The 26,117-nt window shown below is 47.6% G+C and carries 26 protein-coding genes; 4 read left to right on the top strand and 22 right to left on the bottom strand.

The features are described from left to right. Positions 1 to 56: 56 nt before the first annotated feature. The 7 genes from IKG78_RS15735 to IKG78_RS15705 all read right to left on the bottom strand — a co-directional run bounded on the left by IKG78_RS15735 (position 57) and on the right by IKG78_RS15705 (position 3,947). Positions 57 to 590, bottom strand: coding sequence for an ORF6N domain-containing protein (locus IKG78_RS15735; protein WP_073115144.1), 534 nt, complete (start codon positions 588 to 590; stop codon positions 57 to 59). A gap of 117 nt (positions 591 to 707) precedes the next feature. Beyond that, positions 708 to 1,520, bottom strand: a complete 813-nt coding sequence (locus tag IKG78_RS15730) for a fibrobacter succinogenes major paralogous domain-containing protein (protein WP_290945209.1) — start codon at positions 1,518 to 1,520, stop codon at positions 708 to 710. 81 nt (positions 1,521 to 1,601) lie between these two features. Next, positions 1,602 to 1,862: a type II toxin-antitoxin system RelE/ParE family toxin gene (locus tag IKG78_RS15725; protein WP_290945207.1), complete on the bottom strand. Its 261-nt coding sequence runs from the start codon at positions 1,860 to 1,862 to the stop codon at positions 1,602 to 1,604. Further along, a complete protein-coding gene (locus IKG78_RS15720) occupies positions 1,855 to 1,989 on the bottom strand; it encodes a hypothetical protein (protein WP_290945205.1) in 135 nt (44 codons plus the stop codon). The genes IKG78_RS15725 and IKG78_RS15720 overlap by 8 nt, the downstream gene beginning before the upstream one ends. Positions 1,990 to 2,032: 43 nt before the next feature. Then, positions 2,033 to 3,313, bottom strand: coding sequence for a hypothetical protein (locus IKG78_RS15715; protein ID WP_290945203.1), 1,281 nt, complete (start codon positions 3,311 to 3,313; stop codon positions 2,033 to 2,035). A gap of 131 nt (positions 3,314 to 3,444) precedes the next feature. Beyond that, positions 3,445 to 3,690: a hypothetical protein gene (locus tag IKG78_RS15710; RefSeq protein ID WP_290945201.1), complete on the bottom strand. Its 246-nt coding sequence runs from the start codon at positions 3,688 to 3,690 to the stop codon at positions 3,445 to 3,447. After that, positions 3,660 to 3,947 carry a hypothetical protein gene (locus tag IKG78_RS15705; protein ID WP_290945199.1) on the bottom strand — a complete coding sequence of 96 codons (288 nt, stop codon included), beginning with the start codon at positions 3,945 to 3,947 and terminating at the stop codon, positions 3,660 to 3,662. Before IKG78_RS15705 ends, IKG78_RS15710 begins: the two co-directional genes overlap by 31 nt. Before the next feature lie 238 nt (positions 3,948 to 4,185). On the opposite strand from IKG78_RS15705, the gene IKG78_RS15700 reads away from it, so the two are divergent. Beyond that, complete coding sequence (locus IKG78_RS15700; protein ID WP_290945197.1) at positions 4,186 to 6,570, top strand: HD domain-containing phosphohydrolase; 2,385 nt, start codon at positions 4,186 to 4,188, stop codon at positions 6,568 to 6,570. 234 nt (positions 6,571 to 6,804) lie between these two features. On the opposite strand, the gene IKG78_RS15695 is transcribed toward IKG78_RS15700, so the two are convergent. From IKG78_RS15695 to IKG78_RS15670, 6 genes are all read right to left on the bottom strand, one after another. Further along, entirely contained in the window at positions 6,805 to 8,094 is a 1,290-nt protein-coding gene (locus tag IKG78_RS15695; RefSeq protein WP_290920845.1) for a citrate synthase, read from the bottom strand. 133 nt (positions 8,095 to 8,227) lie between these two features. Continuing rightward, positions 8,228 to 9,523 (bottom strand): aminotransferase class I/II-fold pyridoxal phosphate-dependent enzyme, encoded by a 1,296-nt coding sequence (locus tag IKG78_RS15690; protein WP_290945194.1) that lies wholly within the window; start codon positions 9,521 to 9,523, stop codon positions 8,228 to 8,230. A 200-nt stretch (positions 9,524 to 9,723) separates the two neighbouring features. Then, a complete protein-coding gene (locus IKG78_RS15685) occupies positions 9,724 to 10,731 on the bottom strand; it encodes a hypothetical protein (protein ID WP_290945193.1) in 1,008 nt (335 codons plus the stop codon). 17 nt (positions 10,732 to 10,748) lie between these two features. Beyond that, the gene (locus IKG78_RS15680; protein WP_290945191.1) at positions 10,749 to 11,576 is read right to left on the bottom strand and encodes a TIGR02147 family protein; all 828 of its coding nucleotides are present in this window, start codon (positions 11,574 to 11,576) and stop codon (positions 10,749 to 10,751) included. Positions 11,577 to 11,723: 147 nt separating this feature from the next. Next, positions 11,724 to 13,613, bottom strand: coding sequence for an HD domain-containing phosphohydrolase (locus tag IKG78_RS15675; RefSeq protein ID WP_290945189.1), 1,890 nt, complete (start codon positions 13,611 to 13,613; stop codon positions 11,724 to 11,726). Positions 13,614 to 13,887: 274 nt separating this feature from the next. Beyond that, positions 13,888 to 15,069, bottom strand: coding sequence for a tRNA-dihydrouridine synthase (locus tag IKG78_RS15670; RefSeq protein ID WP_290945187.1), 1,182 nt, complete (start codon positions 15,067 to 15,069; stop codon positions 13,888 to 13,890). A 105-nt stretch (positions 15,070 to 15,174) separates the two neighbouring features. On the opposite strand from IKG78_RS15670, the gene IKG78_RS15665 reads away from it, so the two are divergent. Further along, entirely contained in the window at positions 15,175 to 15,549 is a 375-nt protein-coding gene (locus IKG78_RS15665) for an HU family DNA-binding protein (RefSeq protein ID WP_290945185.1), read from the top strand. A gap of 268 nt (positions 15,550 to 15,817) precedes the next feature. Then, positions 15,818 to 15,973 carry a hypothetical protein gene (locus IKG78_RS15660; RefSeq protein WP_290945183.1) on the top strand — a complete coding sequence of 52 codons (156 nt, stop codon included), beginning with the start codon at positions 15,818 to 15,820 and terminating at the stop codon, positions 15,971 to 15,973. On the opposite strand, the gene IKG78_RS15655 is transcribed toward IKG78_RS15660, so the two are convergent. From IKG78_RS15655 to IKG78_RS15620, 8 genes are all read right to left on the bottom strand, one after another. Next, positions 15,962 to 16,666 (bottom strand): pseudouridine synthase, encoded by a 705-nt coding sequence (locus IKG78_RS15655; protein WP_290945181.1) that lies wholly within the window; start codon positions 16,664 to 16,666, stop codon positions 15,962 to 15,964. The genes IKG78_RS15660 and IKG78_RS15655 overlap by 12 nt on opposite strands. Beyond that, positions 16,666 to 17,859, bottom strand: coding sequence for a hypothetical protein (locus tag IKG78_RS15650; protein WP_290945179.1), 1,194 nt, complete (start codon positions 17,857 to 17,859; stop codon positions 16,666 to 16,668). Before IKG78_RS15650 ends, IKG78_RS15655 begins: the two co-directional genes overlap by 1 nt. Beyond that, complete coding sequence (locus IKG78_RS15645) at positions 17,859 to 18,440, bottom strand: ABC transporter substrate-binding protein (protein ID WP_290945178.1); 582 nt, start codon at positions 18,438 to 18,440, stop codon at positions 17,859 to 17,861. Before IKG78_RS15645 ends, IKG78_RS15650 begins: the two co-directional genes overlap by 1 nt. An 8-nt stretch (positions 18,441 to 18,448) precedes the next feature. Beyond that, positions 18,449 to 19,804, bottom strand: a complete 1,356-nt coding sequence (locus IKG78_RS15640) for a TolC family protein (RefSeq protein WP_290945176.1) — start codon at positions 19,802 to 19,804, stop codon at positions 18,449 to 18,451. Between the two features lie 66 nt (positions 19,805 to 19,870). Further along, positions 19,871 to 20,557 carry a transglycosylase SLT domain-containing protein gene (locus IKG78_RS15635; protein WP_290945174.1) on the bottom strand — a complete coding sequence of 229 codons (687 nt, stop codon included), beginning with the start codon at positions 20,555 to 20,557 and terminating at the stop codon, positions 19,871 to 19,873. Continuing rightward, positions 20,547 to 21,233: a hypothetical protein gene (locus IKG78_RS15630; protein WP_290945172.1), complete on the bottom strand. Its 687-nt coding sequence runs from the start codon at positions 21,231 to 21,233 to the stop codon at positions 20,547 to 20,549. Before IKG78_RS15630 ends, IKG78_RS15635 begins: the two co-directional genes overlap by 11 nt. Before the next feature lie 3 nt (positions 21,234 to 21,236). Next, the gene (locus tag IKG78_RS15625; protein ID WP_290945170.1) at positions 21,237 to 23,093 is read right to left on the bottom strand and encodes a glycoside hydrolase; all 1,857 of its coding nucleotides are present in this window, start codon (positions 23,091 to 23,093) and stop codon (positions 21,237 to 21,239) included. Positions 23,094 to 23,213: 120 nt separating this feature from the next. Next, positions 23,214 to 24,269: a hypothetical protein gene (locus IKG78_RS15620; RefSeq protein WP_290945168.1), complete on the bottom strand. Its 1,056-nt coding sequence runs from the start codon at positions 24,267 to 24,269 to the stop codon at positions 23,214 to 23,216. Between the two features lie 157 nt (positions 24,270 to 24,426). On the opposite strand from IKG78_RS15620, the gene IKG78_RS15615 reads away from it, so the two are divergent. Then, positions 24,427 to 25,860 carry a glycogen/starch synthase gene (locus IKG78_RS15615; protein WP_290945166.1) on the top strand — a complete coding sequence of 478 codons (1,434 nt, stop codon included), beginning with the start codon at positions 24,427 to 24,429 and terminating at the stop codon, positions 25,858 to 25,860. A gap of 9 nt (positions 25,861 to 25,869) precedes the next feature. Here the strand turns inward: IKG78_RS15615 and IKG78_RS15610 are convergent. Next, positions 25,870 to 26,117, bottom strand: a 248-nt coding sequence (locus tag IKG78_RS15610; RefSeq protein ID WP_290945164.1) for a hypothetical protein, incomplete at its 5' end; no start/stop codon positions are given.

Genomic DNA, 26,117 nt, shown 5'->3' with positions numbered 1-26,117 from the left:
ATAAATGCGTTTTTGGCTCAATTTATCGTGAAAAATTAAAGAAATATTGGCAATCTCTACTTTTTCCGTTCCTTTTTGACCTTATGTTTTATCTTGAGCATTGCAAAATTCAGCTCAATTTCAGTTTCGGATTCCGCTTGTTCCAAATCGCTCGTAAGGACATTCGATATAATCTCTCCGCTTCGTTTCAGCAAGGATTTTCTTTCCACATCGTCTGTGGTATTGGGAATGTCCGCAACCATCCTAGACAATTCCCTAATTTCCACAAACGTATCTATAATGTTTATTGTCGTCTGCGTTGCTGTTTTTCCCTTCAAAATGGTAGCAAGCATATACAAACCACGTTCCGTAAACGCTGTTGGATTGACCGGGCTGAATTTTAGCTTTTCAAGGTGGTCAAAATTTTTTACCACCTCCTTCTTCTCTTCATTTGTAGTTTGGAAAGTGTATCCCGCAGGAAATTTCTCGGGATTATTTCGGACAGCTTGGTTTATTTCCTTGGTTGGCACACCATATAGGGCCGCCACATCGCAATCCAGAATTACACGTTCATTACGGATTGTCACTATTTTGCTTTCTACATCTTTCATAAATCCTCCATCCGCCTACAAGGCAAAAAAGGCGGGGTTATAGTCCTTGCAAGCAATATAAATTATTTCAGATGTCAAAAGATGACATTCTGATACTTTTTTTGAGCGGAGGCTTTGCTAATCCTTGACGCAACGGACAGAATGCCCGCTGTCCTTGTAGGAATCGTTCAGGAGCGCACGGTCGCTGTTGTAGAACAAGTCCATGCTGTACGCGCAGTCGCCATCGTACTCAGCAGAACTCCAGAAGCCCGCGAGTTTGCCCTCTTTGAGGAAATTCCCAAGGAGGATCCTGTAGCCAGCAGGCAACGCCGAGAAGGCGAAGGCGTCCGAGCCATTGCCATTTTCTCCTTCATAATCATTCCAACCACTCGCGGACTTAAGCATCACACCCACAGTATTGATGCCGCCAACGGCGGTAAACAATGTGCCCCATTCCGTCGTATCCGGCAAATGCCAACCTTTAGGGCAAATGCCTCGCACCGGATATGTCGGCGTACAGGTCGATTTATAGCCACAGCCCTTGCCGTTTACAGTCCACGTTCCCACGCTGTCCATCGCGGCAACCCACATGTAAAGACGACCATATCTGGAGCAATTGGCAGGGTCATTGCCATAGCACCAACTAGTGGAATCGGAGGTGAAGCCTCTATAACTATAGGGAATACCAATGTATGCGTAGTTCAGGTTCTCTGCCATCCAGGTTTGAGTGCCGATTTTAACAGTCTTGTAAGTCTGCCCATCGCGCTCGTCGGTCATGGTTCCCTTAACTACCGTCGAAGGATCTACGTATCCCTCGGGAACACTGCTACTCGACACAGCACTCGACGAAGAAGATTCCTCGTCGGGATTAGTCACGGAACTGCCGTCGTCGCTGCAAGCAACCAGCACCGCCGCCACAAACCCCACCACAAACAACTTTTTTAAAGTCATAAAAACCGCTCCAAGTAAGTACAACATATATATACAAAATTTGTACCATATAAAACAAGTGGCCGGGGTGACACAAGACGATTACATCACCGGAAACATCATTCGTTTCCAAACAGCATCATCTAAATCACGCCTAGAATCTACAACTGCAATAACGACAACTCTTTTTTCTTCTTTACGGTAAAAAATACGCCATGGTGAAACAACAAGTTCTCGATACCCACCTATTTGCAAACGCTCCAACTCAACCGGGACTTTTCCCAATTCAGGGAATCGTTCAAGAACAAGACATTCTGTTTTTATTTTAGCAAGAGATTCTTTTGTGTTTTTCAGGCTATCCATCGCCCGACAGGTAAACCCCCGAATCCAGGGATATCATGTGATAAAAGTGATAGCCGCAGAATCCTGCAACAAGTAAAAGCGAAGCGGCAACAATCAGCAAAATTTTCAGAACAAATTTCTTACGCATTTTCAGCTGCCAATCTTTATCATCATTATGTTTTTAAAAACAGCTAATCAAAAGCTTTCATGATTCGGCGTATCATTCGTGAAATCCAGTTGTCGTACGAGTTCTTCGGTTTTGATGCATCTGTTAACAATTTTCCAATTTTTTCATCCACACGCTGAACTATGGCAAGAGGCTCTTTACATTCCTCAACATTATCAAGTTTTCCACTATAAAATTTATCAGTTTCAATTTTTTTCAAACCCAAAGACATCCATGGATATTTTTTGTGAGCCCTATTAAACCACTCTTCGTAATGATCAATCGTTTCAATTTTTCCATTGGATCCATACTTCATCTTAACAACATAGGATCTTGCAACATTATCATCCCCAGAGATGTTCAACCCCTCACTATAGGATGAATCATAAATCACATCACCAGCAGAATTAAACAAAGTAACTTCATTCACTAAACCAGACGAATTTTTTTCAGTCGATTCTTTCGACTTTATTTTTCCATTTTCATATATATTTGTAACTACCTTGTCACTATTTTTTATCTTATTTTGAACAATTTTAAGATTTCCATCATTTTTATATGTTATCCTATAAAAACCAAGCTCCCGTTTTGTTTTATCAAACATTTTTATATCAAAATTCGCCGTATCATTCGTAAAATGTTCATAGCGATAAATTTTATCAGCAATTTTAGCTTCAACAAGTCGACCCAAACTATCATAGAGCAAAGCTTTCGTATCCATGCTATATTTGGTTTTATAGAAACGTTTTTCAAGCTTTCCTGATATTGGATTCAATTCGATTCGTTCAACAGAAATCGTATCTTTACAAAGGCCATTCTCCATTCTGCAAACCGAGCACTCCGTCACAATACCATTTTGGCGTTTACCAACATATTGTCGAGTTTCATCTCTATCTATTCTATCAATTTCCGTAATTGTTACGGAATCCACATTATCCACTTCGATACGCTTTAAACTATGATAGCAACTATCGTAATTCAAATATTTACTTGTTATAATACCCGCACCCCATTTTAAGCGTTCGTCACCTTTAAGAGAGTCTTTTTCATATCGATATTCCCCGTTGTTCACATCAACAACAGAACCTATTTCCAAATAATTTTCGATTAGCCCCAATGCCTCAGGCCTGCATTGAATTCTTTTTCCCAATTTCAAGGAGTTTTCAAAAACATACAAAGCTTCCATACCCCGATATTCTAATTGAATATCTTCATAATTTTTTTCATCTAAATACATTTTGATTAAGCCCCATACTAAAAGTATAGCTGCTGGCAATACCATAACTAAAACACCTTTCTTATTCATTTTAACTCCTCATTTTTTTTTAAATAAAAAGGGCAAAAACATCCTTCCTTCCAAATAATGATTAATTATAGCAATTAAAATCTCCCGGCTGTTACACCGAGAGTTTTGTGAGGAGGAAAGAATCTTAACTTTTAGAACTTATTGAAGAAGTCCCAAGTGGTTTCAGGCACCCAAGACTTTTGCTGGCCCGGATCCTTGTGATCCCAAATGTGGCCGCCTGACTGCGTGCACCAACGAACCGGGAAACGTTCTTCGACGGTCGTGTAGTCATAGCACTTGTGAGCAGAATTGCGCGGTGCTTCTTCAGCCTTTTCGTTCTTTGCCTTGCCGCCTTCGGAGTTCAGTGTCAAGATGATATCGCGAGCGGCACGGCCCATTTCCGGAGTGCAAAGGTTATCATCGAGGCCGAGCACGCCCATCCAGCCAACGCGCCATACTCGCAGGTATCCGTACTATCTGTCTTGCACGGAATCGCCAAAGTCACCGAACTCGAAGATTGTTCCGAACTCGAAGACTCAGCGGAACTGCTGGACGAAGAATCCGCATCGGAATCAGTCGCAGAACTACTGTCATCACCACAAGCCAGCAGCACCGCCGCCACAGCCCCAATCATTAAGAATTGTTTCAAAGCCATAAATACCTCTCCAAGCAATTACAACATATATATAAAAACGCGCCATGATGAAACAATACATCTTAAAATCATTGGATGCCGATTCTGACCACACTACAGAAGATATCTTACCTCCCCAAGTCCCATTTTTATCAATTTAAACCCTAAATTTTGCCGAACCCCTAGCCATTTCCCGCCCATATAAGATATATTATTAAGGTCGAATTACGCTTAGGCGTAACAAGAAGGGGAACCCGGAATGAAAAACAGGATTTTTGCGTTCAACGATGCAGCAACATTTGAAAAAGAACTTGTCGAGTTTAGCAATTGGTGCAAAGAGAACGGTTCGCCAACTGTATGTTTCCAGATCCATTCAGAAGAGCTGGAGCAAGAAAAACTGAAATCGGTTTGGGATGTCTTGGAACGCGTTTTCCCCAACACACCATGGTTCGGCAACTCCACTAGCGGAAACATCGTCGATTGCGAAAAAACTTGCGAAATTTCAGTATCCGCCATCATATTCGAAAAGTCCACAACTAAAATTCAGATTTGCCAGTACGACTTTTCTAATAAATCCATCAACGACATAGCCAAAGAAATCGTTAAAGAAGCCAACAAGAACTCTTGGGTGAAGGCGGTTGAAATCTATCACTGCATTTCTCCGTTTTCGACGACACATCTTTGCGAGGGACTTGACTCCTTGGCGAAAGAAATCCAAGTCTTTGGCGGCATCGTCTGCTCCCCCGACATAACAAGCCCGAACTCCTGCATTTTTTCATCAGTGGGCGGCTATACCAAGACCGGCCTTTTAGTCGTGTTCTACGGCGGTCCGGAATTTCATGTGGAATCCCGCAAGATTAGCGGATGGAAACCCATTGGCCGCAATTTTCACGTCACCCGTTCCGAAGGCAATGTCCTTTACGAACTGAGCAGCCTCCCCGCTTACGAAGTTTATAACAAATACCTCAACATCAAGAACGACAAAAATTTCTTTTATAACGCCCTTGAATTTCCGATGCTCTACGAACACAACGGGATTTCAATCGTGCGTGCCGCCGGAGCAAGCAATCCGGACGGGTCGCTCACCATGTCTTCGGACATAGACGAAGGCTCGATGGTCCGCCTGTCGTATGGCGAACCGCAATTGATTGTCGAAAAAATCACAGCAGAAAGCGAAAACGCCGAACAGTTCGCCCCAGAAGTCCTGCACATATTCTCTTGCGCCGCAAGAAAGGCGTTCTGGTCGCAACACGAACCGACATACGAAATCAAGCCGTTCAAGGGGATTGCCTCTAGCACGGGATTTTTCTCGCACGGCGAATTCTTGCGCGAAAAAGGTCATTTGAACCAACATAACATCACGCTCGTCATCGCTTCGATGCGTGAAGGTCCTGCCCAAAAACGAGAACACGCAAAAACAGAAGTTGTCGCAAAAGAAAAAAATACCCGTTTGCCGCTTGCCGCCCGCATGGCAACGTTCATTCGCGAGACATCGTTCGAATTGGAACAGATTAACAGCAAGTTGCGTGTAATGAACGAACACTTGCAAGATGTCGCAACAACAGATAGCTTGACTGGCCTCGAAAATAGGCTTGCTTTCGACGCTCTTCTAAAAGCAATCAGTCAAGAAGATTCCGATGCGAGCTCTTGGACCATGATTTTAATGGACGTGAACGGTCTTAAATACGCAAACGACACCTTTGGCCATCAAGCTGGCGATGCCTTAATTATCGCTGCGGCAAACGCCATCAAAAACGCCTACGGCACCAATGGCAATTGCTTTAGAATTGGCGGCGATGAATTTGTCGTTATTACAAGAGCCCCACTAGATTTGCAGTTCAAGTTGCATAGACAATTGAAGGCATGCGTCGAAGAATACAACAAGACAGCATTGTATCATTTGTCGATTGCCGTGGGCGAAAGCCACTTGTGTAGTGACACAGGAATCCGCAAGTCCATCAGCGACTGGAAAATGGAAGCCGACTTGAACATGTATCGCGACAAGGTACGTTATCACAAATCGGCGGAAACCAACGAAAACCAAAATCTCAAAGACTTGATTTCTTGCCTGATTTCAGTCGAAGAAGCAAAAGATTCCTATACGGCACACCATTCTGACCGAGTCAAAGCGTATTCAGAACTGATAGCCCGTTTCTTAGGCCTTTCGGAAAGCTCGATATCGTTGATTACGCATGCGGCACACTTGCACGATATCGGCAAAATCGGCATTCGCGACAACGTTCTTGGAAAGCCGGGAAAACTCACAGACGAAGAATTCGAAATCATTAAACAGCATCCGGTCATCGGCGCAAAAATTCTAATGCAATCGAACTACACGCACGAAATGGTGCAGATTGTATTGCATCACCACGAACGTTACGACGGTCGCGGCTACCCGGAAGGCCTCAAAGGCGAAGACATTCCAATCGGGGCCCGAGTCATCGCCATAGCAGACTCCATCGACGCTATGACCAGCAAGCGAGTTTACCGCGACGCCATGTCGCTCGAATACTGCCGTAATGAAGTCGAAAAGAATCTGGGCGTGATGTACGACCCCGCCATCGGCAAGGTTGTGCTGGAACATTGGAGCGAAATGGTCGATTCGCTACTGCAAATGCGCTCCGGTCGTCCGAAGGTGATTTAGATAGTTAGTGGTTAGTAGGCAGTAGACAGTAGGAAGTAGGAAGGATGTTTCACTGAGCCTACCGAACCATTCTGGGGTCATCCTGGAGGGAGCATCGCGACCGATAGGCTCCAGTCAAGTCTCGCTCCAAAGCATCAAAAAATCTCCCGGAGCATTTCCGAGAGATTTTTAATTTGTCTAGTACCGCCGCAGTTCGCTTCGGCAGGCTCAGCGACCTTAGCTGCGGCAAAAAGCTTATCGTTTGTCCCTATCAATCCACGGGCGTTCGTTTTTGCCGATGTAAATCTGACGAGGACGGTTGATCTTGCTTTGCGGATCGTCGTGCATTTCCTTCCAGTGAGCAATCCAACCCGGCAAGCGTCCAATCGCGAACATCACCGTAAGCATGTTCGTCGGAATGCCCATAGCGCGGTAGAGAATGCCGGAGTAGAAGTCCACATTCGGGTACAGCTTACGTTCGACAAAGTAATCGTCCTTGAGGGCGGCTTCTTCGAGCTTGATAGCCACATCCAAAAGCGGGTCGTGAACGTGTTCGCGTTCAAAGACCTGGTACATAAGCTTCTTAAGCACCTTGGCACGCGGGTCATAGCTCTTATAGACGCGGTGACCAAAGCCAGAAAGACGGAACGGATCGTTCTTGTCCTTGGCCTTCGCCATCACCTGTTCAATCGTCATGCCGCTCTGCTGGATGCGGAGAAGCGTTTCGAGCACAGCTTGGTTTGCACCACCGTGGAGCGGGCCCCACAAGGCGCAAATGCCGGCGCAAATGCTTGCGTAAAGGTTAGCCTGAGAGCTGCCCACCATGCGAACGGTCGAAGTGGAGCAGTTCTGTTCGTGGTCCGCATGGACAATGAGAAGCGTGTTGAGCGCCTTTTCCATAATCGGATCCGGGTGGTACGGGCGAGCCTTACTGCTGAACATCATGTTGAGGAAGTTGCTGCAGTAGCTGCGTTCCGCTTCCGGGTACACGAACGGTTCACCGATACTTGCCTTGTAGGCAAACGCGGCAATCGTGCGAATCTTCGAAATGAGGCCAGCGGTCGTAAGTTCGAATGCACTTGCGATGTTTTCGTCGTCGTAGAAACGCGGCGTGAAAAGCCCCACGGCGTTCACCACAGACGAGAGAATACCCATCGGGTGGGCTCCCGGCGGCATTTCGCGGAAGAAGTGCAGCAAGTTCTCGTGCAACAAGGCGTTTTCGGTCAAGAGCGTGCGGAAATGGCTCAACTGTTCCTGATTCGGGAGTTCACCGTAAATCAGGAGCCAAGCGGTTTCCGGGAAAGTCGCCTTTTCGGCCAAATCTTCAATGGAGTATCCACGATAACGCAGCACACCATGTTCGCCATCGACGAACGTGATTGAGCTTTTCGTGCTACCGGTGTTCAAGTAACCGTAATCCAGCGTGACAAGGCCAGAACTCTTGCGAAGCGCGCTGATATCGAGACCGTGCTCGCCTTCAGTGCCATCAACGACGGGGAGTTCGTAGCTTTTTCCGTTGTAGTTTAAGGTCGCGTTATTGGACATGGAATCTCCAAGGGGTGATTAGACGAAAGAACGGGCGTTGCCCTTCAGACGAAAGACGAGAGATTTAAAATGGCGCTTCGCGCTGTTTATACAGGCAACGAAGTTGCGACTATTTTTCTCTAGTCTCTCGTCTCTAGTCTCTCATCTCTTTAACACAATTATAGATATTTTCAAAGAGCTTGCCGAGCTTTTCAGTCGGAACAGCGCTGAATGCAATGCGGATAAGGCCCGAGAGCATGATCGTGCCCGTGCTGTAATCCTTGATGAGTTTCTGGCGGAGTTCTTCGGCGTCAACGCCCTTCGGCTTGATGCACATAAAGTAACCGCTGTTGCACGGCATCTGTTCGAAGGCGTCATAGTATTCAGGATGAGCGGCGAACACCTGCTTGATGATGTCGTAACGCTTCTTGAGAACGGCGTACTTTTCAGCCTTCTGCTGAGCGTATTCCGGGCTCTGGAATGCGGCGAGCAAAATCTTCTGGCTGATAGACGGAGCGTTAGAAATGTTGCCACGGACCGTACCAGCAGCCTTGTCTTCGAGAGCCTTGAGCTGAGCTTCGGTAGCGCCCTTGAAACCGAAAGACATAAAGCCAACGCGGAAGCCCCAAACATAGTCTTCCTTGGTCGGGCCATCGAGCTTCACGGCGAGGAGATTTTCGTGAGCGTCAACGAGCTTCACGAAAAGGGATTCCTTCGTCACGCCTTCTTCATAGACGAGTCCAAAGTAAGCATCGTCGAGGAGAGCCACGACCTTGTTGCCGGCAGCGGCGCATTCCGTGAGAATCTTGGCGATTTCGACAGCTTCCACTTCTGTTGCGGTGTAGCCTGTCGGGTTGTTCGGGAAGTTGAGGAGAACGACTTTCTTGCTAGACTTGCTTTCGGCGAGAGCAGCCTTCAAAGCTTCCGTGTCAAAGCCACCGTTCTTGAAGGTATTGAAAGTCTTGATCTTTGCGCCACGAGAGTTTTCGAACACGAGTTCGTAGTTGTCCCAGTAAAGGTCCGGGATGATGACTTCGTCGCCCTTGTCGAGGAACATGTAACCGGCACAGCTGATAGCGTGCGTCAAAGCAGCCGTCACGACCGGGTTGCTGAAGCTCTTGGAAGCAAGCGTCGGGTTCTTCTTGATGTCCAATTCCCTCCAAGCCTTGCGGAGGTCCGGATTACCAAAGCTCGGTGCATAGAGGAAGGACTGTTTCGGGAGATTGAGAGACTTGAGAACGCAATCCAGAACGAGCGGAGAGCCATCATCTTCGAGGGCGGTGCCGATCGTCGCGTTGATGTCGGAACCCTTGGCTTCGGCGCCCTGGCCGAGAATACCCTTGCGCGGGAAGAAGATAGCCTTGCCCTGTTCAGAGAGCATATCAAGAACGCTGCAACCGTTTGCGGAAAGTTCAGCGTTCAAAGATTGAGCGAGAGGATTGTAGTTCATTCTCAATGTCCTGTTTTGAAATTTCCGCGGGGCAATTTAGAAAAATTGCGGGCCAATCGCAAGATTAAAAGGGCATCTATTTTCGCCACACCCCACTAAAAACAGCTAAAAAAAGCAAGTATTACAAAAAACGAAAATTTCAGCGACCCCGAAAAGCCGCTGAAACCTTTTCCTCCTCTAACGTATTATTTATAATCTGACTACGGCTTTGTCACCACCAACTGAGGGAGGGGACCCCAAGCATGACTTACACCAAGTTTATAAGTTCCCTCTGGCAAACCAAACAATACCACATACCCGTTTTTATAGTCTTCTTCGGTTACCTTTTGACAAGGGTAATAATGCGAAGGAATTCCTCCTTCTTTTTCATCATAATCCATCGTAGAGGACAAAGCATGTTCATCTTGCAGCCACAAACAAATGCCATCCCCATCACCTCCAATATTTTCCCTTATTTCTTTATTCCAGCGCTCATCGTATGGAATTTCACTTTCTGGAGTCGTTTCATCTATTACTGCAAAAAGTGAATCTAAATAAAACTTAGCTGTATATACAGGTTCAAGGACAATTTGTTTTAATTCGGCGTACAGTTTTCCATCAATTCCGACAACATGGGCGCTAGCAAAGCTTAAAAAGACATTGGCACCATAGTTCGAATCTGCAGAAAGCGCCCGCAATTGGATAGACTGAAATTCAGGAACATAACTATACTTTGGATTACTTTTGTTTAAGTTCTCCAAATAAGTAAGGAAGTTTACGCTATCCAAATAAATATAGCCTTCCTTGTCAGTAACATGCTGACAACTTTTATCATCAAAGGAACAATCTTTTTCATAAACAGTCGCTCCCACTACCGTTTTTCCATCTACATCAACCACTTGAGCTCTCGCATTTATATACAGATAAATATCCTTATGGGAACCACACTTACTTCGAGCAAAAAGAAAGATATCGCTCGTATCAGCAGCACTATCCTCTTCGGCAGCACTCTTGGCGAGCGTTCCACAGCCCAAACCACCTTCGTTGACATACTTGCGAACTAACGATGTATCCAATTCGGCAAGAGGACCCAATTGTTCAACAGGCTTTCCCGTATTCGTTTCGCTAAACGAAGATGCCACATTGTCATCACTGCTGCAAGCTGCAAATAATCCCAAGCTGGGTACAGCCAACACAGCACAAATTTTTAATATTTTATTCAAAATCATAGTCATTCCTCCTCGGATTATTTTTTTAAATTTGTGAACAAGTGAATATTCAACTGGTGAACCCCAGTCGCCTCTTTCTTGTCTTGCGTAATAATTTTACGCACCTTGGCTTTCAAGTTCTGAATTTCCAAGGCTATCTCTTTATAGGCGTCGTCTGAAACGCTGAACGTGAACGTACCCATGTCCGACGGGTTATCGTCATTCGCAAGCAACGCCTGCTTCGAAAGCTCAAAACACTGCAACTGGTACTGACGAACAAGATCGTTATTGCTGTAGGCTCCGCTACTCACTGACTCGCGGCAGCTTTTCCAAAAGCCGTCTTCGTTCTTGCGCACAAAGCCAATGCGTGCAAGCAATTCCAAGGAACGCTTCAACGTTCCCACGGAGACCTTCGGGAAAATCCGTTTTTGAATCGGCTCAAGGTCATCGGAAATATCCATCACATCCAACGCCGTAAACAACACGCTATTGTACCAATGGTTGTAATACTCGTACGCGTCTTCATTCAAGATGTTATGCGGATCCGGGTGCTGCTTGATGAGTTCGTCAAAAAAAGCATTGCGTTCCGTCGTCGTTTTCGCCTGGTCAAAGTTCACCATCGTCTCAAAGTACTTGGCCTCTTTCTTGTTGAGTCCAAGGACTTCCACAAACTTGGGAATCATGCGCGCGGTGAGTTTTTTCCCTTTAACGATATCGTTGTAGTAACTGCGAGTCTTGGGGAGTCCGAGCAACGCACACACTCCAGCCCTGGTAAATTCAGGGTCCGTCTGCACGCGAGCCGCCTGATACTCATCCAAGTATTTGCGAAAGTGTGTAAACTGAAATATGTCGATTGTTTTTTCCATGTCCTAAATGTACTCAAATTTTGACTCAAAGTCAAGAGGTAAACGCAAAATTTTGAGATTTTTTTTGAGTACAGCAATAAGAAAAATAAAAAAGGTTTCAGGAAGACATCCTAAAACCTTATCCCTAAAACCTAAACACCTATTCAATCAAACTTCGAACTTATTTTTCATGATTTGCTCAACAGCTTCGCGATTCTTGAGGAACGCTTCCACCACCTCCGGGTCAAAATGCGTTCCGCTCTCTTCACTGATAATTCTAAGAGCATCATCCACCGAGAAAGCCTTCTTGTACGGGCGTTCCGAAACAAGCGCATCGAACACATCCGCGACCGCCATGATTCGAGCCGAAAGCGGAATATCCCGACCTTTCGAGTGCTCTGGGTAGCCACGCGAACCATCCCACCATTCATGGTGGCTGTAGGCAATTTCCTTCGCCATCTTGAGGTAAGTCGTTTCGCCCAAGTTTTTGGACGCCCGCAAAAGCATTTCCCGCCCATAAACCGTGTGCAACTTCATCCTCTCAAATTCTTCGTCCGTCAGCTTGCCCGGCTTATTCAAAATCACATCCGAAACGCTAATTTTCCCGATATCGTGGAGAGGTGCTGCCACTGCAATCGTCGCCACAAACGCATCGTCAATTTCGTCCTTATCCTTGCCATCCTTTTGCAGTTGCATTGCTATAAGTTCCGCATACGCCGCCGTACGCTTGACATGCCCGCCCGTCGTTTCGTCACGACCTTCGACCATGTCGCCAAGCACCGTAATGATATTCATCTGGAGCATGGCAATAGACGAAGCCTGTTCCTCGGACTTGTTGATGTACAAATCAATTTCCTTGGTCGCCTTGATAATCGCCGCATGCAAATTCTCGATTTCGTTCCCAGTAACAACTTCAAGGCCTTCGATACGCTTGATGGACTTGCGCCTCCCCTTGCTGCTATCGTAGGCAAAATGGTCCATCTCCTCCGTCATTTCATGAATCGGATAAACCACCCTGCGGTTCGCAATCAAAATCGCCGTAAACACAATCGCGAGCAAAAGCCCAAACAACGTCGAGAAAATCTTCGTGCAAAAAAGCATCACGCTTATTCGAATCGCGGCAAGACTAAATTTCGAGCATACCGGATTGGGGGCTTCCGTGCAGACAATCGAAACATCCCACTGGCCCGTTTCGTGCATGCCCGGCGTAATCGTCAAAATACGCGGATGCTTGCCCTCAAGATTATGAATATACTCATGAAGCGTCGCCGAATCCGCACTCTGGATAGCATCGGAAACAAGCCTGTTCACCGATTCCGCCAAAAGCGTCGTCTCGCGAATTTCCGCCTCGGAATATGTCTTGTACGCAACCGCCGTCGCCACGACCGCAAGAGCAAAGCTCGATACAAACAAAAGCGTTGTCACCTGAGCCTTGAGCGTGTGAATTTCGTTTTTGGACTGGTAGCGGTCCTCGTGCATGCGGCCCGAAATAGAATCAAAAGCCTTGAAAAACCAATGCGGAGTCAACCGCACCAAGCCAAACGCAATGAGAATCGTAATGGACTTGTCCGGGATTTCCGTGCAAAAATCCGCCAAAATCTGCGACAAGAGAACCGGAAGTCCGCTCTCATGCAGAGCAGTCGCAATCGGCGTCACCACATTTTCGGCAATTTTAAAATCAAAAAGGAAATACGAAAGCACCGAGCACGGGATGCTCAAAATCATCAACATACCAAGGAGCTTCGGCAAGCGATAAATCTTGTCAAAATATCCCCGCCTAGCGGCAATCCCAGCGCACACGCCAATCATCACGTTTATCGTTCCGTAATAGAACGTCGAGGAATCGGTAAAACCTCCGATAAAGTTCGTGAGGAACCCGACAATCGCCCCCGGACTAAAGCCCCCAATCACAGCAACGACAATCGTGCCCACGCTATCCATGTATAGCGGCAATTCCAAATAAATCGCCAAATCGGCCAGCAATCGATTGATTACCAAGCCAACTAAAATCAAAATAATGATTTGAACAAGCTTATTAGCGGCAGCAAAAGTCTTCACATTCTGTATATAGATAATTTTCTTGTGAATGGCACTGCTATGTTATTTTTTTCATACTTTTCTGATGATATAAGTACAGTAAAACGACATTAAAAAATGTCATCCCGACCCCTTCCATTGTCATGCCGGACTCCGTTCCGGGATCGGCATTCTTCTCACAATACTAGCCCCGGAATAAATCCGGGGTGACAATGTAAATGAAACTGTCATGCCGGACTCCGTTCCGGCATCAGATTCTTCAACTGAAGCAATTCTTATTACGTTTACTATAAAATCAACGGCCCTTGAACTGGTCGCCAAACTTTAATTCGGTTTCTTTGGCACCGTTGAGATTTACGAGGCGCTCTGGCTCAAAGACCATCTCGCGAGCTATACCTTCCTTGAGTTCTTGAACACGGTCGAGCATTTCCGCCGCCGACTGACTCGTCAAAAGCGCCTGCCGCACCGACATCGCGACACTCACTTCACTGTCATCCCGGACCCCGTTCCGGGATCGGCTTTGCGCAATTTCTTCCTGCAGCACAAATCCCTTGCACAGTCTCGCGGCGAGCTGTTTCATACGGCCCATCGCATTCATTTCCGTCGCCCCGTCCTCAATCTTAAACTTGTAATAGAGCGGGAACACATCAAGCGCTTCTTGCGCGGTGATGACATGCTTTTCGCGGCCTTCCCACGCATCCGCAATTTGTCCGAAAATCCACGGATTATGCATCGCCCCGCGCCCGATGCTCACACCCGAAACACCGTAAGTATTGATGCGTTCGCGAGCACATTCGACACTATTCACGTCGCCATTTCCAATCACAGGAATCTTTGCCGCAGCAGCGACTTTTCCAATCCAGTCCCAATTCGAAAGGCCGTTATAGCCCTGCAAACGCGTGCGGCCATGAACCGTCAACATTTCGACGCCCTCGCCTTCCGCAATTTTGAGCGTTTCCATCACGTTGATGCTCTCGTCATCCCAGCCAATGCGGCACTTGAGCGTGAGCGGAATCTCCGGCGTTTTTGCATCAAGCGTATTCTTCACCTCATGCAAAATCTCTTGCAAGCGCGGCAAGTCCCTCAAAAGACCAGAACCGCTTCCCTTGCCTGCTACCTTCGGCGCGGGGCAACCCGCATTCACTTCAATAAATTCCGGGTGAAATGTTTCCGCAATTTTACCTGCGGCATACGCCATGCGGTCCGGGAACCGTCCAAAAATCTGGATTCCAAACGGGCGCTCCTCCGGGAAAAACTTGAGCTGCTTGTGCCCATCCGGGTTGAACACGGCATCGCCGTCTGTCGGAACAAACTCCGAAACCAAAAGCCCCATGCGGTCGCCCGAAAGCACGCGGCATAGCCGCCTGAACGGAGCATCGGTCACTCCGTCCATCGGACTCAGAATCGTATTGGGGAAAATCTCCTTGTTCCGGAGATTAAAACGGACCTTTTTAGGCAAATTATCAATCTTCAACATTTAAGTCACAACTATTCACAAATATTCCGCAATGTGAACCCGAAAAAGATATTTAATTTCGTGCGGACCATCACTCTAAGTCCATGTTAAACTTATATTTAGTGCGTGGCTAATATAACTAAACAATCCCTTATTCAAGAAATCGCCAAATCCACCGGATTTGTGCGCAATGATATTAAGATCGTCGTCGAACAGTTCCTCGACCTCCTTGGCGAGAAGCTTATCGAAGGCAACACCATTGAAATCCGTGGTTTCGGCACGTTCGCCTGCAAACCCCGCAAGGCACGCCCGGCGCGTAACCCCCGCACCGGCGAGACGGTCCTCATCGACGAGCGTCTGGTCCCGACATTCAAGTTCAGCAACGATATTAAGGACAAGATAAACTCTCTCGAAGGCATCCTCGGCGAAGCATCTGTGCAGCCGGAACTCGAAGCCGAAAATGAAATCGTCCACGTCAACAACGATTACGATTCCATCTAGTCTTCCTCAACTGTCAGAAAGGGCGGACAGCACATTCTGTCACCCTGGAAGGAATCCGTAGGATGACCAATAGGGTCTAGATCCCTTCGCATTGTCATCCCCAACGCCGTCATCCTGAACGAATGTGAAGGATCCAGTCGATTTTACCATTCGAGTTGTCATCCCGGCCCTGTGCCGGGATCAGCTTACACGGCACTTATCACTTACACTGTACTGGATCCTATCGGGGCTTCGCCCCTCCAGGATGACTGATACGACAACCTTCACCATGTCATCTTATATTTACAAGATGACAGCGCTTTTCGTGCCCCTAAAACCTACGACCTACAACCTAATCATCGCTTACAAGAACTGCGACTGGATTCTTCACGTCATCGCCGTTCTGGATGACGTTCAAAAAAAATGCGACATGTTACGAAAGTGAGGCGACTTCTTCTTCGGTGAGGAATCGCCAGCCGCCCTCGCCTAGCGTGGGGTCAAGAAGGACAGGGCCAATGGCAACGCGTTCAAGCGTTTCGACGTGATTGCCGACGGCGGCAAACATGCGGCGGACTTGGTGGTACAAGCCTTCGCCAATCGAAATGAGCACAGCATCGCCATCAACTTCGATTTCGCGAGCCAGCACTGGGCGGCGTTCGTCCTTGAGCATCACGCCTGCCAAGAGTTCCGCTTTTTGCGCGTCCGTAAACGGTCGGGCAAGCGTCACACGGTACTTTTTCCAAAGTCCCTTCTTCGGACTTTCAACTTTATGAATAAAGTCACCTTGATTCGAGAGCAACAGGAGTCCCGACGAATCGGCGTCCAAGCGGCCTACAGACTGGATCCCCATCGCGGTAAAGCGGTCCGGCAAAAGTTCATAGACTGCCTTATGGTCGCGAGCGTTATGGCTGCATTCGACATCGGTCGGCTTGTAGAGCATTATGTACAACTTCTCGACAGTCGGAGCTTCTTCGCCATTCACCATAATGGACTCCGGACGTTCCTTGAATTCCATGAACGGGTCATCAAGCACCTTACCATCCAATTCTACAAGCCCCATGCGAACAAGTGCACGAGCCTCCTTGCGGCTCCCAAAGCCCATCGATGCAAGCAAGCGTTCCAAAGTCAAAGCAGGCATCAGTCCTCCAAAATAAAATCGACAATTTTTTTGCGGATAAATCCGATTTCCGGGAGTTCTTTTGTCTTAAGCACATGTGCACGGCGACGCCAAAAAATAAACGCCAAAATCCCAGCCAGCACAAGCGTTTCTAGAACAAAGCAGAAAATACGGAGCAACGTAATACTCAAGCGAACATTCCCTGTAGCACGGAGTTCTTTTTCATGGAGCCAATCCATTCGCAAGTCCCAATCACCAACAAACGGGTATGCTTTCAAGATTCCGTTCAACGCGGCAATATAGCCCATAGTTTGATAATCTGTACGAATGCCCTCGACAAAGCAATCGCTAAAGCGAATTCGGAACAAAGAAAAAACAGCGGCGATAATTTTCAAAGCGTACTTAAACACCCTTGCATCCAAATCCGGAGTCAAGAGAATCGTCCAAAATTCGCGGTCAGAAAGTTTTGGTTTTGGCTTTTTAACTTTCGCCTCCGACGCTTGGCCCGAAGGCTTTTCGGACTCGTCTTTTTTCGTAGATGAAACTTCAATTACAGACGAAGACTTTGCTAGATCCTTCGACTTCACTTCGTTCCGCTCAGGATGACACTCTGTCTTTGTGTCCGCAGAACTGTCACCGTAGTCCCTTTTCCCACTTTCGTCTTTACTCTTTCGTCTATCGTCTAACTCCGTCCCACTGCCTACTTCCGACTTCCGACTTCCGACTTCATTACCCATTTTCTCCGTCTTCAGAGTTTCTGTAGGCCTTTTCGCAACAGCTGCCGTTTCCTCTTTTTCTTCCGCTTCTGGAGTCCTGTGGATCCTATCGTTCGCCTGCGGCTCGCTCCAGGATGACAACTCATGGGAACCATCCTCCGCCCTATCGTCTCTCGTCTCCAGCCTCTCTAGATCCTTCGACTTCACTTCGTTCCGCTCAGGATGACACCCGGTCTTTGTGTCCGCAGAGTCGTCTCCGCCTTCCCTCGCCTCACTCTCGTCACCGCCTACTTCATCCTTCCTACTTCCTACTTCCGACTTCCTACTTTCTTCCCCCCATTTCTTCTCATATTCATAAACTTTCTTTTTGAAGAAATAGAAAAACGCTCGCGCACCGCGTTCGCCCGCTTCAAATTCAATCCGAACAGAAAACGGGAAAAGCAGTAGCACAAGCGCTACAACGAGAATAGAACAAAGGAACCAGAAAAAGAAGCCCATTACTTTTCGGCTTCGTCAGCCTTCTTGCTGATAATATCAATCAGCTCGGCAAAGCTCTTGTCTTTGAGAATCTTGCTGAACTGTTCCTTGTAATTGCGAGCCGTCGAAAGGTCGTCAATGACCAAGTCCCAAGCTTTCCACTTGCCGTTCACGGTCGTCATCTTGTATTCGAGCACAGATTCCTTGCCCTGATTCCACAAGTGAGCCACAACGCGAGCTTCGTCATCGCCTTTCATCTTGGCCGGTTCGTAAATCGTCGAATCGGCACGGTAGAGTTCAAGGCGGTTGGCACTGGAGTTGCGAACCATGCGCTGGAATTCCGTCACGAACTTCTGCTGAGAAGCTTCGTCCTGAGCTTTCCAAACGCTAGATGCCAAGGACTTCTTAGCCAAGAGGGCAAAGTCGAAAGAATCGTTCAAAAGATTCTTGACGCGTTCCGTTTCTTTGGCGGTGCGTTTCGACTTCTTGATAATGTTCTGCAATTCAACGTCCTTGCTCTTCACGACAGATACAGGATCTTCGGCAGCAAAAGACAAGAGCGAAACACAGGCAACGGCAATAAGAATTTTCTTAAACATCATGATTCTCCTCATTTTTTATTAAAATACGAATTATATTCGCCAAGAGACAACCCCATCTTTGCCACTAATCCGGCAAATTCGACATTATATCGGCAAACTGCAAAATAGTAATCTTTTTTCATGCTTACATTCTGCGTATAAGCCGAAACAAGTTCGCCCGTCTGGGATTTGTCGAGATCGTATTTCATGGCGGCACCTTTCAAAAGCGCTTCAGATGCACGCAGACTTTCACGCAAAGCATCGAGCTTTTCTTTGGCGGCAACGACTTGATAGTACTGTTCTACAGCCTTCGCCACTAGACCATCCGACGCATAATTTTCTTTCAGTTGGAGGCCACGGTATTCCGTTTTCGCCTGGCGGTAATCCTCCCAGTTCTTCCAGAAGTTCAAACGGTAGCGGAGACCGACACCGATAAGCCCCGAAATCTTGTTCACCGCATCTTGAGCGAAGGCGCTCTTTTGCAGCACGTTGCGGTTTCCGGCCCAGCTCTTGACGTACTGGAATTCACCCATGACAAAGAACTCCGGAGCAAGCTTAGCTTCTGCCAAGTCCATCTGGAGTTTCCGGGCCCGCATGCCAGCAGAAAGCTGCTTCAATTCAGGGTTGTACTTCACCGTCAAGTCGCGGACTTCATCTTCGGTCGGCATGTGTTCGGTTCGCATCGCAAGCACAGAATCTTCAGCAACAAAAGTATCGCCATCCGGCAAGCCTAGAGCAAATCGAATCGCAAGCATCACGCGCTTCATCCCGAGGTCCGCATCGATCACGCCTTCCTTGACCGTGTGCATTTTCGCCTTCAAGTTCAAGAGGTCGTTCTGCGAAACGGTCGGTTCGTCTTCGTCCAAAGCTTCTTCAAGCTGGTCGTACGCCTTATCGACTTGCTTTTGGGCATCGGCGGCAAGCCGCTTCATTTCGAGCGCGAGGAGATAGTTGTAATAATAGGACTGGAGCTCAACCTCTTTCTTGAGCGAGGCGTTTTCAATTTCGAAGCTTTTTTGCTGCAAGTCCGCTTCCAACGCTTTTTTGCCGGTCTGGTACTGCCCTAAGTTCAGCGGCTGGATAAACTTCGCCTCTACCGCCCAGAACGGCCCCATACGCGAAAAGTCATACGTATCGACGGTATCGCCCCAGTCATCGACCGTTTCCTTCAAGCCAGGTGCAGGCCCCACCATCATGGACACGTTGAATGTTGGCAAAATCACTTCGGACTTGAGCGAACGAATCTTGTTCGACTTACTCTCCGTTTCAAACCTTTTTTCAGCCATTTGCGGATCGTTCGCAAGCCCTTGTTCTACAAAATGCAAACAATCATAACGGACTTCGCCTGCAATGGCAAGCCCAAACATCGCACAAATAAAAATCAAAATCCTAATCACAACTAGAATTTAGTAAAAAGAATTTAATCAGCGGTCCGCACCAGCCGCTATTCCTCAAAAAGAGCAGTGTTTCACCAAATCTTTGTATTTTGCCACCACGCCTTCATAGTAAGAAGTCGGGAGCGGAGCGCTTTTTTCAAGCAACCTATCAACGGCAGAATGGCCCAAGTTGTACGCCACCAAAGCTTCTCGCAAATTTCCATATTTTCCAATCAAGCGAATCAAGTAAGCAGACCCCACAACCACGTTGACTTCAGGGCGCATCAAGTCTTCTTCGTTCTCGACAATGAGACCAAAACGCCGCCCCATCTTTGTCGCCGTTTCTAACTTTATCTGCATCAAACCCAACGCCCCCGAAAAACGCCCCGATTGGAATCGTCCGCGAGCCATCGGATTGCCACGACTTTCTTGAGCGACAACAGCAAGAATAATCAAAGGGTCCAGAGAATACGATTGCGAAATCTGCCAAAGCTGCTCCGCCAAAATGCGAAAGCTCACTTCAGAGATTCGATCGCCCAGCATGTACGTAAGTGCCTTTTCGATTTTCACATAGTCTAGCGTCCACTTACCTACAACTTCCAAATGTTCCAAATCGTTATGGAGAACGCGTTCCCGATAAGCGAGGTTTTCTAGTTTAACCTTGTTGGAATACCATTCGCTTCCAAACGTAAACAAAACCGCGAAGATAATGATGAACAGAATGCTCACGCCCATCGAAGAAAGTCGAACGCTATTTTTCACGCCGATTTTTCTCCAGATTTTCTAAATACGTGACCCAGTCCTGGATAGCCCCGAACGAGCTCAGCAAAGTCGTATCCTGCACGACACCGAGTTTGCGCATGGGCCCGATTGCAGATTCCAAGCGATCGATTTCGCGGATATAGCGGGCCTTTTGGCTTTCAAGTGCAGTTATTTGCGCTTGCTTGTCAGAGATTTCACGCCCCTGCCCGACGATTACGGTAAACAAAGTAATAGTCCAGCCAATCAAGAACAAGGCAAGAGAAATTGCAAATCCAAGAGACAAACTAATGGATTTTTTTTCGTAATGCAGGCCGACCAAATGCACTTGCTTCGAAAGTCCCGACTTGCGGTATTCTTCGCGGTTCTTGTAGATTTCAAAGATGTTCTTGTAACGTTCGAAGTAAGCGTTCAGCTCTTCGTTATCGAACAGCAAAATGAGCGTTGCGTTCTGCTGTTTCACCAAATTGAGCATTTCCAAGAACAAGCCGCGATAAGCTTCCGTCGTAAACCGTGCATTCTGCAAGTTCACGAAGAAAAAGACTCCCGGCCCGCAAACAAGCATTTCAAGCTTTTCACGAACCGCCGAAAGCTGGTATTCGCCAAGGATTCCGTACAAAGAAATTTCGACTTCTTCGCCGCGGTCTTCAACCTGGATGTCAATCAAATCGGCTCGCATCCATTACCTCTTCGTCACCGACACCGAAATGCTAAAAGCCTTGCGGTCGAGGATGTTAAACGGAGCGTTCCAGAACGGGAACACGCGAATGCCTTGGAACGCCTGCGGAGCCGCCGAAGAGGTCGCCCCATAAATAGCTCCTACAAAAATCGACGTAGGCCGATCAAACGCCATGCGGAAAACGCAACCCGATTTTTCATCGCGGATTTCAAGATTTTGTCCGTCGGGATACAATAACGGTTCGGCCATGTTCCACTTGACATTACAACCGTCAATAAAAACTTTATTTAAATCGCCCTTCGACAAAAGACCTAGTTCAAGAATCGTACCGAAGAATCCCTTGGTATTCACATAAGCCAAATTGTCGATAGCGTAGGAAACCGTAAACTTGGCCGCATCGCCTTGGAAGGCAAACTTTTTCTTTATCCTAAACAAAGCCTTGCGTTCGTCATTTGCAAAACCCTGTTCTTCGTCCAATAAAATTTCCGTTCCCGTATTCGTTCTGAGAATGCGGTAATCGTAAGGGTCTGCAAGCAAATGCTTGCGGTCATAAAGCATCTGTTCCAACTTGACGGGAGTTAGATCCGCGTTCGGCAACAGACAATCTAAAAACGCCACCGAAGGTTCGCCATCATCCCGCCACGTATTCACAAGATTGATGTTAGCGCCCTTATAATTCAAAGCCCGAAGAGCGCCTCCAAAGCGAGTATCGAGCAAGTACGAGCAATCTGGATTTTCACAGAAAAGAACCTTCTTGCCCAACAGCAAAAAGTCACACACATCGACGCGAAGTCCCGAAAACGCGGTAAGATTGTCCAAAATCTGAGCGGCCTCTATCAACAAACGATTCGCACGTTTGCGGACTTTCATGGAGCGCATCCCCTCGTTATTGAACAAATCTCTAAAATAGCGGGGAGCCATTGCCGGCATTAGCGACTTGCAAAACTCCAACCACTTTTTACCCGTCAAAGTATTGCGGGCCCTCCTGTACAAATTCAGGAACGTCTTGTGGTGCAAATTAATTTCGGGACGGCGGATCAAAAGTTCGCGGCAAGTGTGAGCCGTCGGAGGAAGTCCCAATTTACATCCTGCCGAAACAAGGAAGCTTATTGAGCCGCAAGTTTCAAGCTGATTGACGGCAAAACCGACCGTCCTAGTCTGAACTTCGTTCATCTCGACAAAATCGACAAGCCGTCCAAAGAAATCGACAATTTCTATAGGTTCCGACGGAATATCCAAAAACGCAATCGCAGACTTTCCGTCGCGGCAATACGATTCCGCAATACTCCGCCACGAAAGATCGTCCTCGGCAATCGCTTTGGACAAGACCTCGGATACAGGAACAATGCGGATAAGCGCACCGCGATCTTCGAGCGTAAACCACCCCGAAACAGGAGTCGAACGTCCAAGAGCATCCTGCACGGCAGACTCCGTCACTAACGCGTAGTCAAATCGGGAACGTTCCAGAACATCGGCCATGCCCGGTTCCCACACCAGCGACGAGTTGAAATACCCTTGCGGTTCCACGCCGAGCACCTTCTTCAAAAAGTCGCGGTGCAATTCAAGCTGCATAGTCTGCAAGTCTTCCGGGAACAGCGGTAGCATCGGGTCGTAATAGCCGCCCCCTAAAAATTCGATAATGCCGTTGTGAATCGCGTTCTGGATTTTGCCAAACGTCAAAGGCTTTGCGATATTGTAAAGCATCTCAATCATCGGGCCATCCAGATAGATAGAGCACTTTACTTGCTCCGAGGTCAAAAGGACGTTCAATCCCTCCAGCAAATTGCGTGCTATCGCCTCTAGGTTTTCGTACGAGGTCGATGGCGACATCTGCAAGACAAAGGATATTCTCGGATTCATGGGACAAAGAATAGAAAAAAGTTATGATGAGTAAGATGTAGTCAGCAACAAACACCTAATAAAAAAAGAACCCGCCGCATCTGCAGCGAGTCCTAAAACAGTCTTTAAATCTGTTTCGAATTAGTGACCGAGGAACTTCTTGCCTTCGCCGAAATTATCCTTGTAATGGATGTAATCCGGAACAAAGCCTGCCGGGAAGGAGAAGCTGATATTCACAGAGCACTGGAATTCGTTCATCAACTTGCCCTTGCCCTTGAACTTCTTCTGCTTCTTTTCAATCTTTTCGTCGCCCTTCTTGCCCACGAGAACTTCGGCTTCGCACCAACCCGTGTCACCCTTGGCAGAGACTTCCTTGCCATCGGTAGAAACGAGCTTGATGAGAGACGGATCGAGTTCCGTATTGTTACCCGTCGTAGCCCAGAACTGGAGTTCGCCAGAAAGGGAGGTCTTGGTCATCTTGATGGTCGGCATGGCCATCACGTAGCCCCACTTGTCAACTTTGTGCTTGCCGCTCAAATCCGGGATGTTTTCACCGAAGATGAGGAAGTAACCACGAGTCGTCTTGCGGCTCTTGTTCAATGCGGCCTGGATATCAGGGTTGGTCGGAGCCATGGCTGCCATGCGGAGCAGCAAGTATTCGCTCACGACCGGATCGTCTTCGGAAGTGGCTTCTTGCAAGTTGCGTGCTACATAGAGCTTTTCGGTTTCGGTACGGATGTTCTTCACGTCGGATTCTGCAACGTGGCGGCTCTTTGCGACAGATTCGGCAGAGTCGATCTTTGCAAACGCATTGATAATGGTTGCGAAATCAACGCCTTCCTGAGCGGCCTGGCGCTTACCGATTTCTGCAAGCGTCTTTACATATTCTTCAATAGTGGCGTTTTCCTTCACCTGCGGAATATTGACAGCAGCTTTTTCGAAATAGTTGTTGATGAGGTCGCTACTCAAGTCCTTCTTGGATTCAGCTTCACCCGCACGCACAAGCGCAAGTGTGAAATTGTCAAAGAATTCTTCGGACATTTTGCCCTTCTTCTTTGCTTCAAGATAAGAATTGATGGCGTTACGGAAACGGCCTTCCTTGAGGTGTTCGTCACCGCGTTTTTCGTTAGTACCCTTACAGCCGGTAAGCGAAATCGCCACAGCGGCTGCCAAAGCAGCAATGAAAATCTTCTTCATTTTGTATCCTTCAGATGAAGTTATGTTAAAAAACGTTGAAAAGGACTCTTTATCACGTTAAAAAATAAAATATACCCTTTCAGTTGAAATTTAAATAAATAAATTTATACATACCTATTTTTATAGGTAAATTTTTTTTTGAAGTGGTAAAAAATCAATGAATATACTCGTCGTAACTCCAGAAGCGGGGAACTGGAAGACACCTAGTCCACTTGCAACTGCAGTAAACTGCATGACACAGGCATTTGCCGATGCCGGGTCTCAAGTTGTAACTTGTTCGCCCTTTTACAAGGACCATATAGTTGATTCCGACAAGTATCATTGCGTTTTTAAAGGCGTCGAAGCCTTGCAGAACATGCCTTTCGAGGTTTGGCGTTCCGATGACGACCCTCTCCACACCTATATATATAATGAGGAATATTTCGGGCGTCCCTATGTTTATGGCCCGCCGCACTCGCCGCCATACAACGACAACCACCTGAGATTTGCGATGTTCGCCTCGGCTGTCCTCACGTACAGCGCCCAAAGCGGCATCCAGTTCCAAGCGATACTTGGACATGAATGGGGCGGCGCCCTTGTCGGAGCGCTTTGCCATACCGTCTATCAAAAACAGTTCAACAGCATCCCGTTTTTTTTCAACGTCCATAACATCACTTACGACTTCCATGTGCATCCAAGCGAAATCGAAAAAATCGGTCTCCCGCCCAAGGACTTCAACATGGACGGCTACGAGTTCTGGGGCAAGGTAAGCCTCCTCAAAGCAGGAATCCTGTACGCGAACAAGGTGCTGTTCCCATCGTCGGGCTACCGCGACGCTATGCTCAACACGAACCTCCCCGGCGGCCTCAGCGGATTTTTGAATCGCAACAGCGAAAAGCTCCTCGGTATCCAGTTCGGCGTGAATTACAAATTCTGGGACTTCAACGACGAAGCGAAGCTCCCCATCAAAGAAGCGAAGCGTGCTGCGAAGGCGAGCCTCGGGCGCCAGTTCGACATGGATCTTTCGCACAAGCTTATCATCTACAGCCACATGGACATGGAATCGGGCAACACGTCCGAGACGCTTGCAACCATCCTTTCGGACATTGCGAAGCAGAACTCGCTCATCATCGTGGGCATTTCTCCGGAACACCCCGAATGGAACTATTACCAAGACGTGTCGCAGCAGTACGGCAACTTCGTCCGCATCCTCCAGTTCGACTCCGAAGAAGCGAACAACAGAGACAAACTCCGCGACACGCTTGCGGCGTCGGACATTCTCTTTGCCGCGAACCTCCAGGAGCCGTCCGCCTCGATTATCCTCAAGGCCATGGCCACAGGAACACTTCCGCTCACGGGCCGAAACGTCGGCATCGCAAGCATGCTCACCGACTACACCCTCGAAACTGCCGGTGAAGCAAACGCATTCCTCGTCGATGACGCGAACGCACCGCACCAGATGTTGCGCCGCATCAAGGACGCCATCAATGTGTATAACACGGAAGTCGCCGATTGGGACAAATGCGTCGTGAACGCCTATAGCGGGTTTCATTACGAATGGGCTAAAACAATTTCAAAATATTTACTAATTTTGGGCGAGCTGGGGCTTTAGCTCAATCGGTTAGAGCGTCGGACTATCAACCCAGCCCCGAAAAATTTTCAGAAAGTACTCCATTGGAAGCCCGAAGGCAAAAGCCTCCGGGCCTTTTTCATCAGTAAAATCAAGGCTTCCGGCGCGATTTGGACTGTCTGTCGCGGTTCTCCGTCGCTTGTAATGGTTTTTCCCGAAAGACGGGGGAAACCGCCAAAAATCGGGTATGATGTGAGACATTTGTGAGCTTTTTGTGAGCCGACTTTTAGGCAAATTTT

It is taken from the genome of Fibrobacter sp., from assembly GCF_017545445.1.
Classification (GTDB): Bacteria; Fibrobacterota; Fibrobacteria; order Fibrobacterales; family Fibrobacteraceae; genus Fibrobacter.
This window is presented reverse-complemented; position numbering and strand designations above follow the sequence as displayed.

What these genes read in the sequence shown, in the direction of transcription:
- IKG78_RS15735 (WP_073115144.1), bottom strand. Translation starts at nt 590, where the DNA reads ATGAAAGATGTAGAAAGCAAAATAGTGACAATCCGTAATGAACGTGTA.
- IKG78_RS15650 (WP_290945179.1), bottom strand. Translation starts at nt 17,859, where the DNA reads ATGGGCTTCTTTTTCTGGTTCCTTTGTTCTATTCTCGTTGTAGCGCTT.
- IKG78_RS15710 (WP_290945201.1), bottom strand. Translation starts at nt 3,690, where the DNA reads ATGGGCCGTGCCGCTCGCGATATCATCTTGACACTGAACTCCGAAGGC.
- IKG78_RS15660 (WP_290945183.1), top strand. Translation starts at nt 15,818, where the DNA reads ATGTCATCTTATATTTACAAGATGACAGCGCTTTTCGTGCCCCTAAAA.
- IKG78_RS15700 (WP_290945197.1), top strand. Translation starts at nt 4,186, where the DNA reads ATGAAAAACAGGATTTTTGCGTTCAACGATGCAGCAACATTTGAAAAA.
- IKG78_RS15720 (WP_290945205.1), bottom strand. Translation starts at nt 1,989, where the DNA reads ATGCGTAAGAAATTTGTTCTGAAAATTTTGCTGATTGTTGCCGCTTCG.
- IKG78_RS15680 (WP_290945191.1), bottom strand. Translation starts at nt 11,576, where the DNA reads ATGGAAAAAACAATCGACATATTTCAGTTTACACACTTTCGCAAATAC.
- IKG78_RS15690 (WP_290945194.1), bottom strand. Translation starts at nt 9,523, where the DNA reads ATGAACTACAATCCTCTCGCTCAATCTTTGAACGCTGAACTTTCCGCA.
- IKG78_RS15615 (WP_290945166.1), top strand. Translation starts at nt 24,427, where the DNA reads ATGAATATACTCGTCGTAACTCCAGAAGCGGGGAACTGGAAGACACCT.
- IKG78_RS15655 (WP_290945181.1), bottom strand. Translation starts at nt 16,666, where the DNA reads ATGCCTGCTTTGACTTTGGAACGCTTGCTTGCATCGATGGGCTTTGGG.
- IKG78_RS15725 (WP_290945207.1), bottom strand. Translation starts at nt 1,862, where the DNA reads ATGGATAGCCTGAAAAACACAAAAGAATCTCTTGCTAAAATAAAAACA.
- IKG78_RS15670 (WP_290945187.1), bottom strand. Translation starts at nt 15,069, where the DNA reads ATGTTGAAGATTGATAATTTGCCTAAAAAGGTCCGTTTTAATCTCCGG.
- IKG78_RS15705 (WP_290945199.1), bottom strand. Translation starts at nt 3,947, where the DNA reads ATGGCTTTGAAACAATTCTTAATGATTGGGGCTGTGGCGGCGGTGCTG.
- IKG78_RS15685 (WP_290945193.1), bottom strand. Translation starts at nt 10,731, where the DNA reads ATGATTTTGAATAAAATATTAAAAATTTGTGCTGTGTTGGCTGTACCC.
- IKG78_RS15730 (WP_290945209.1), bottom strand. Translation starts at nt 1,520, where the DNA reads ATGACTTTAAAAAAGTTGTTTGTGGTGGGGTTTGTGGCGGCGGTGCTG.
- IKG78_RS15645 (WP_290945178.1), bottom strand. Translation starts at nt 18,440, where the DNA reads ATGATGTTTAAGAAAATTCTTATTGCCGTTGCCTGTGTTTCGCTCTTG.
- IKG78_RS15620 (WP_290945168.1), bottom strand. Translation starts at nt 24,269, where the DNA reads ATGAAGAAGATTTTCATTGCTGCTTTGGCAGCCGCTGTGGCGATTTCG.
- IKG78_RS15695 (WP_290920845.1), bottom strand. Translation starts at nt 8,094, where the DNA reads ATGTCCAATAACGCGACCTTAAACTACAACGGAAAAAGCTACGAACTC.
- IKG78_RS15625 (WP_290945170.1), bottom strand. Translation starts at nt 23,093, where the DNA reads ATGAATCCGAGAATATCCTTTGTCTTGCAGATGTCGCCATCGACCTCG.
- IKG78_RS15630 (WP_290945172.1), bottom strand. Translation starts at nt 21,233, where the DNA reads ATGCGAGCCGATTTGATTGACATCCAGGTTGAAGACCGCGGCGAAGAA.
- IKG78_RS15715 (WP_290945203.1), bottom strand. Translation starts at nt 3,313, where the DNA reads ATGAATAAGAAAGGTGTTTTAGTTATGGTATTGCCAGCAGCTATACTT.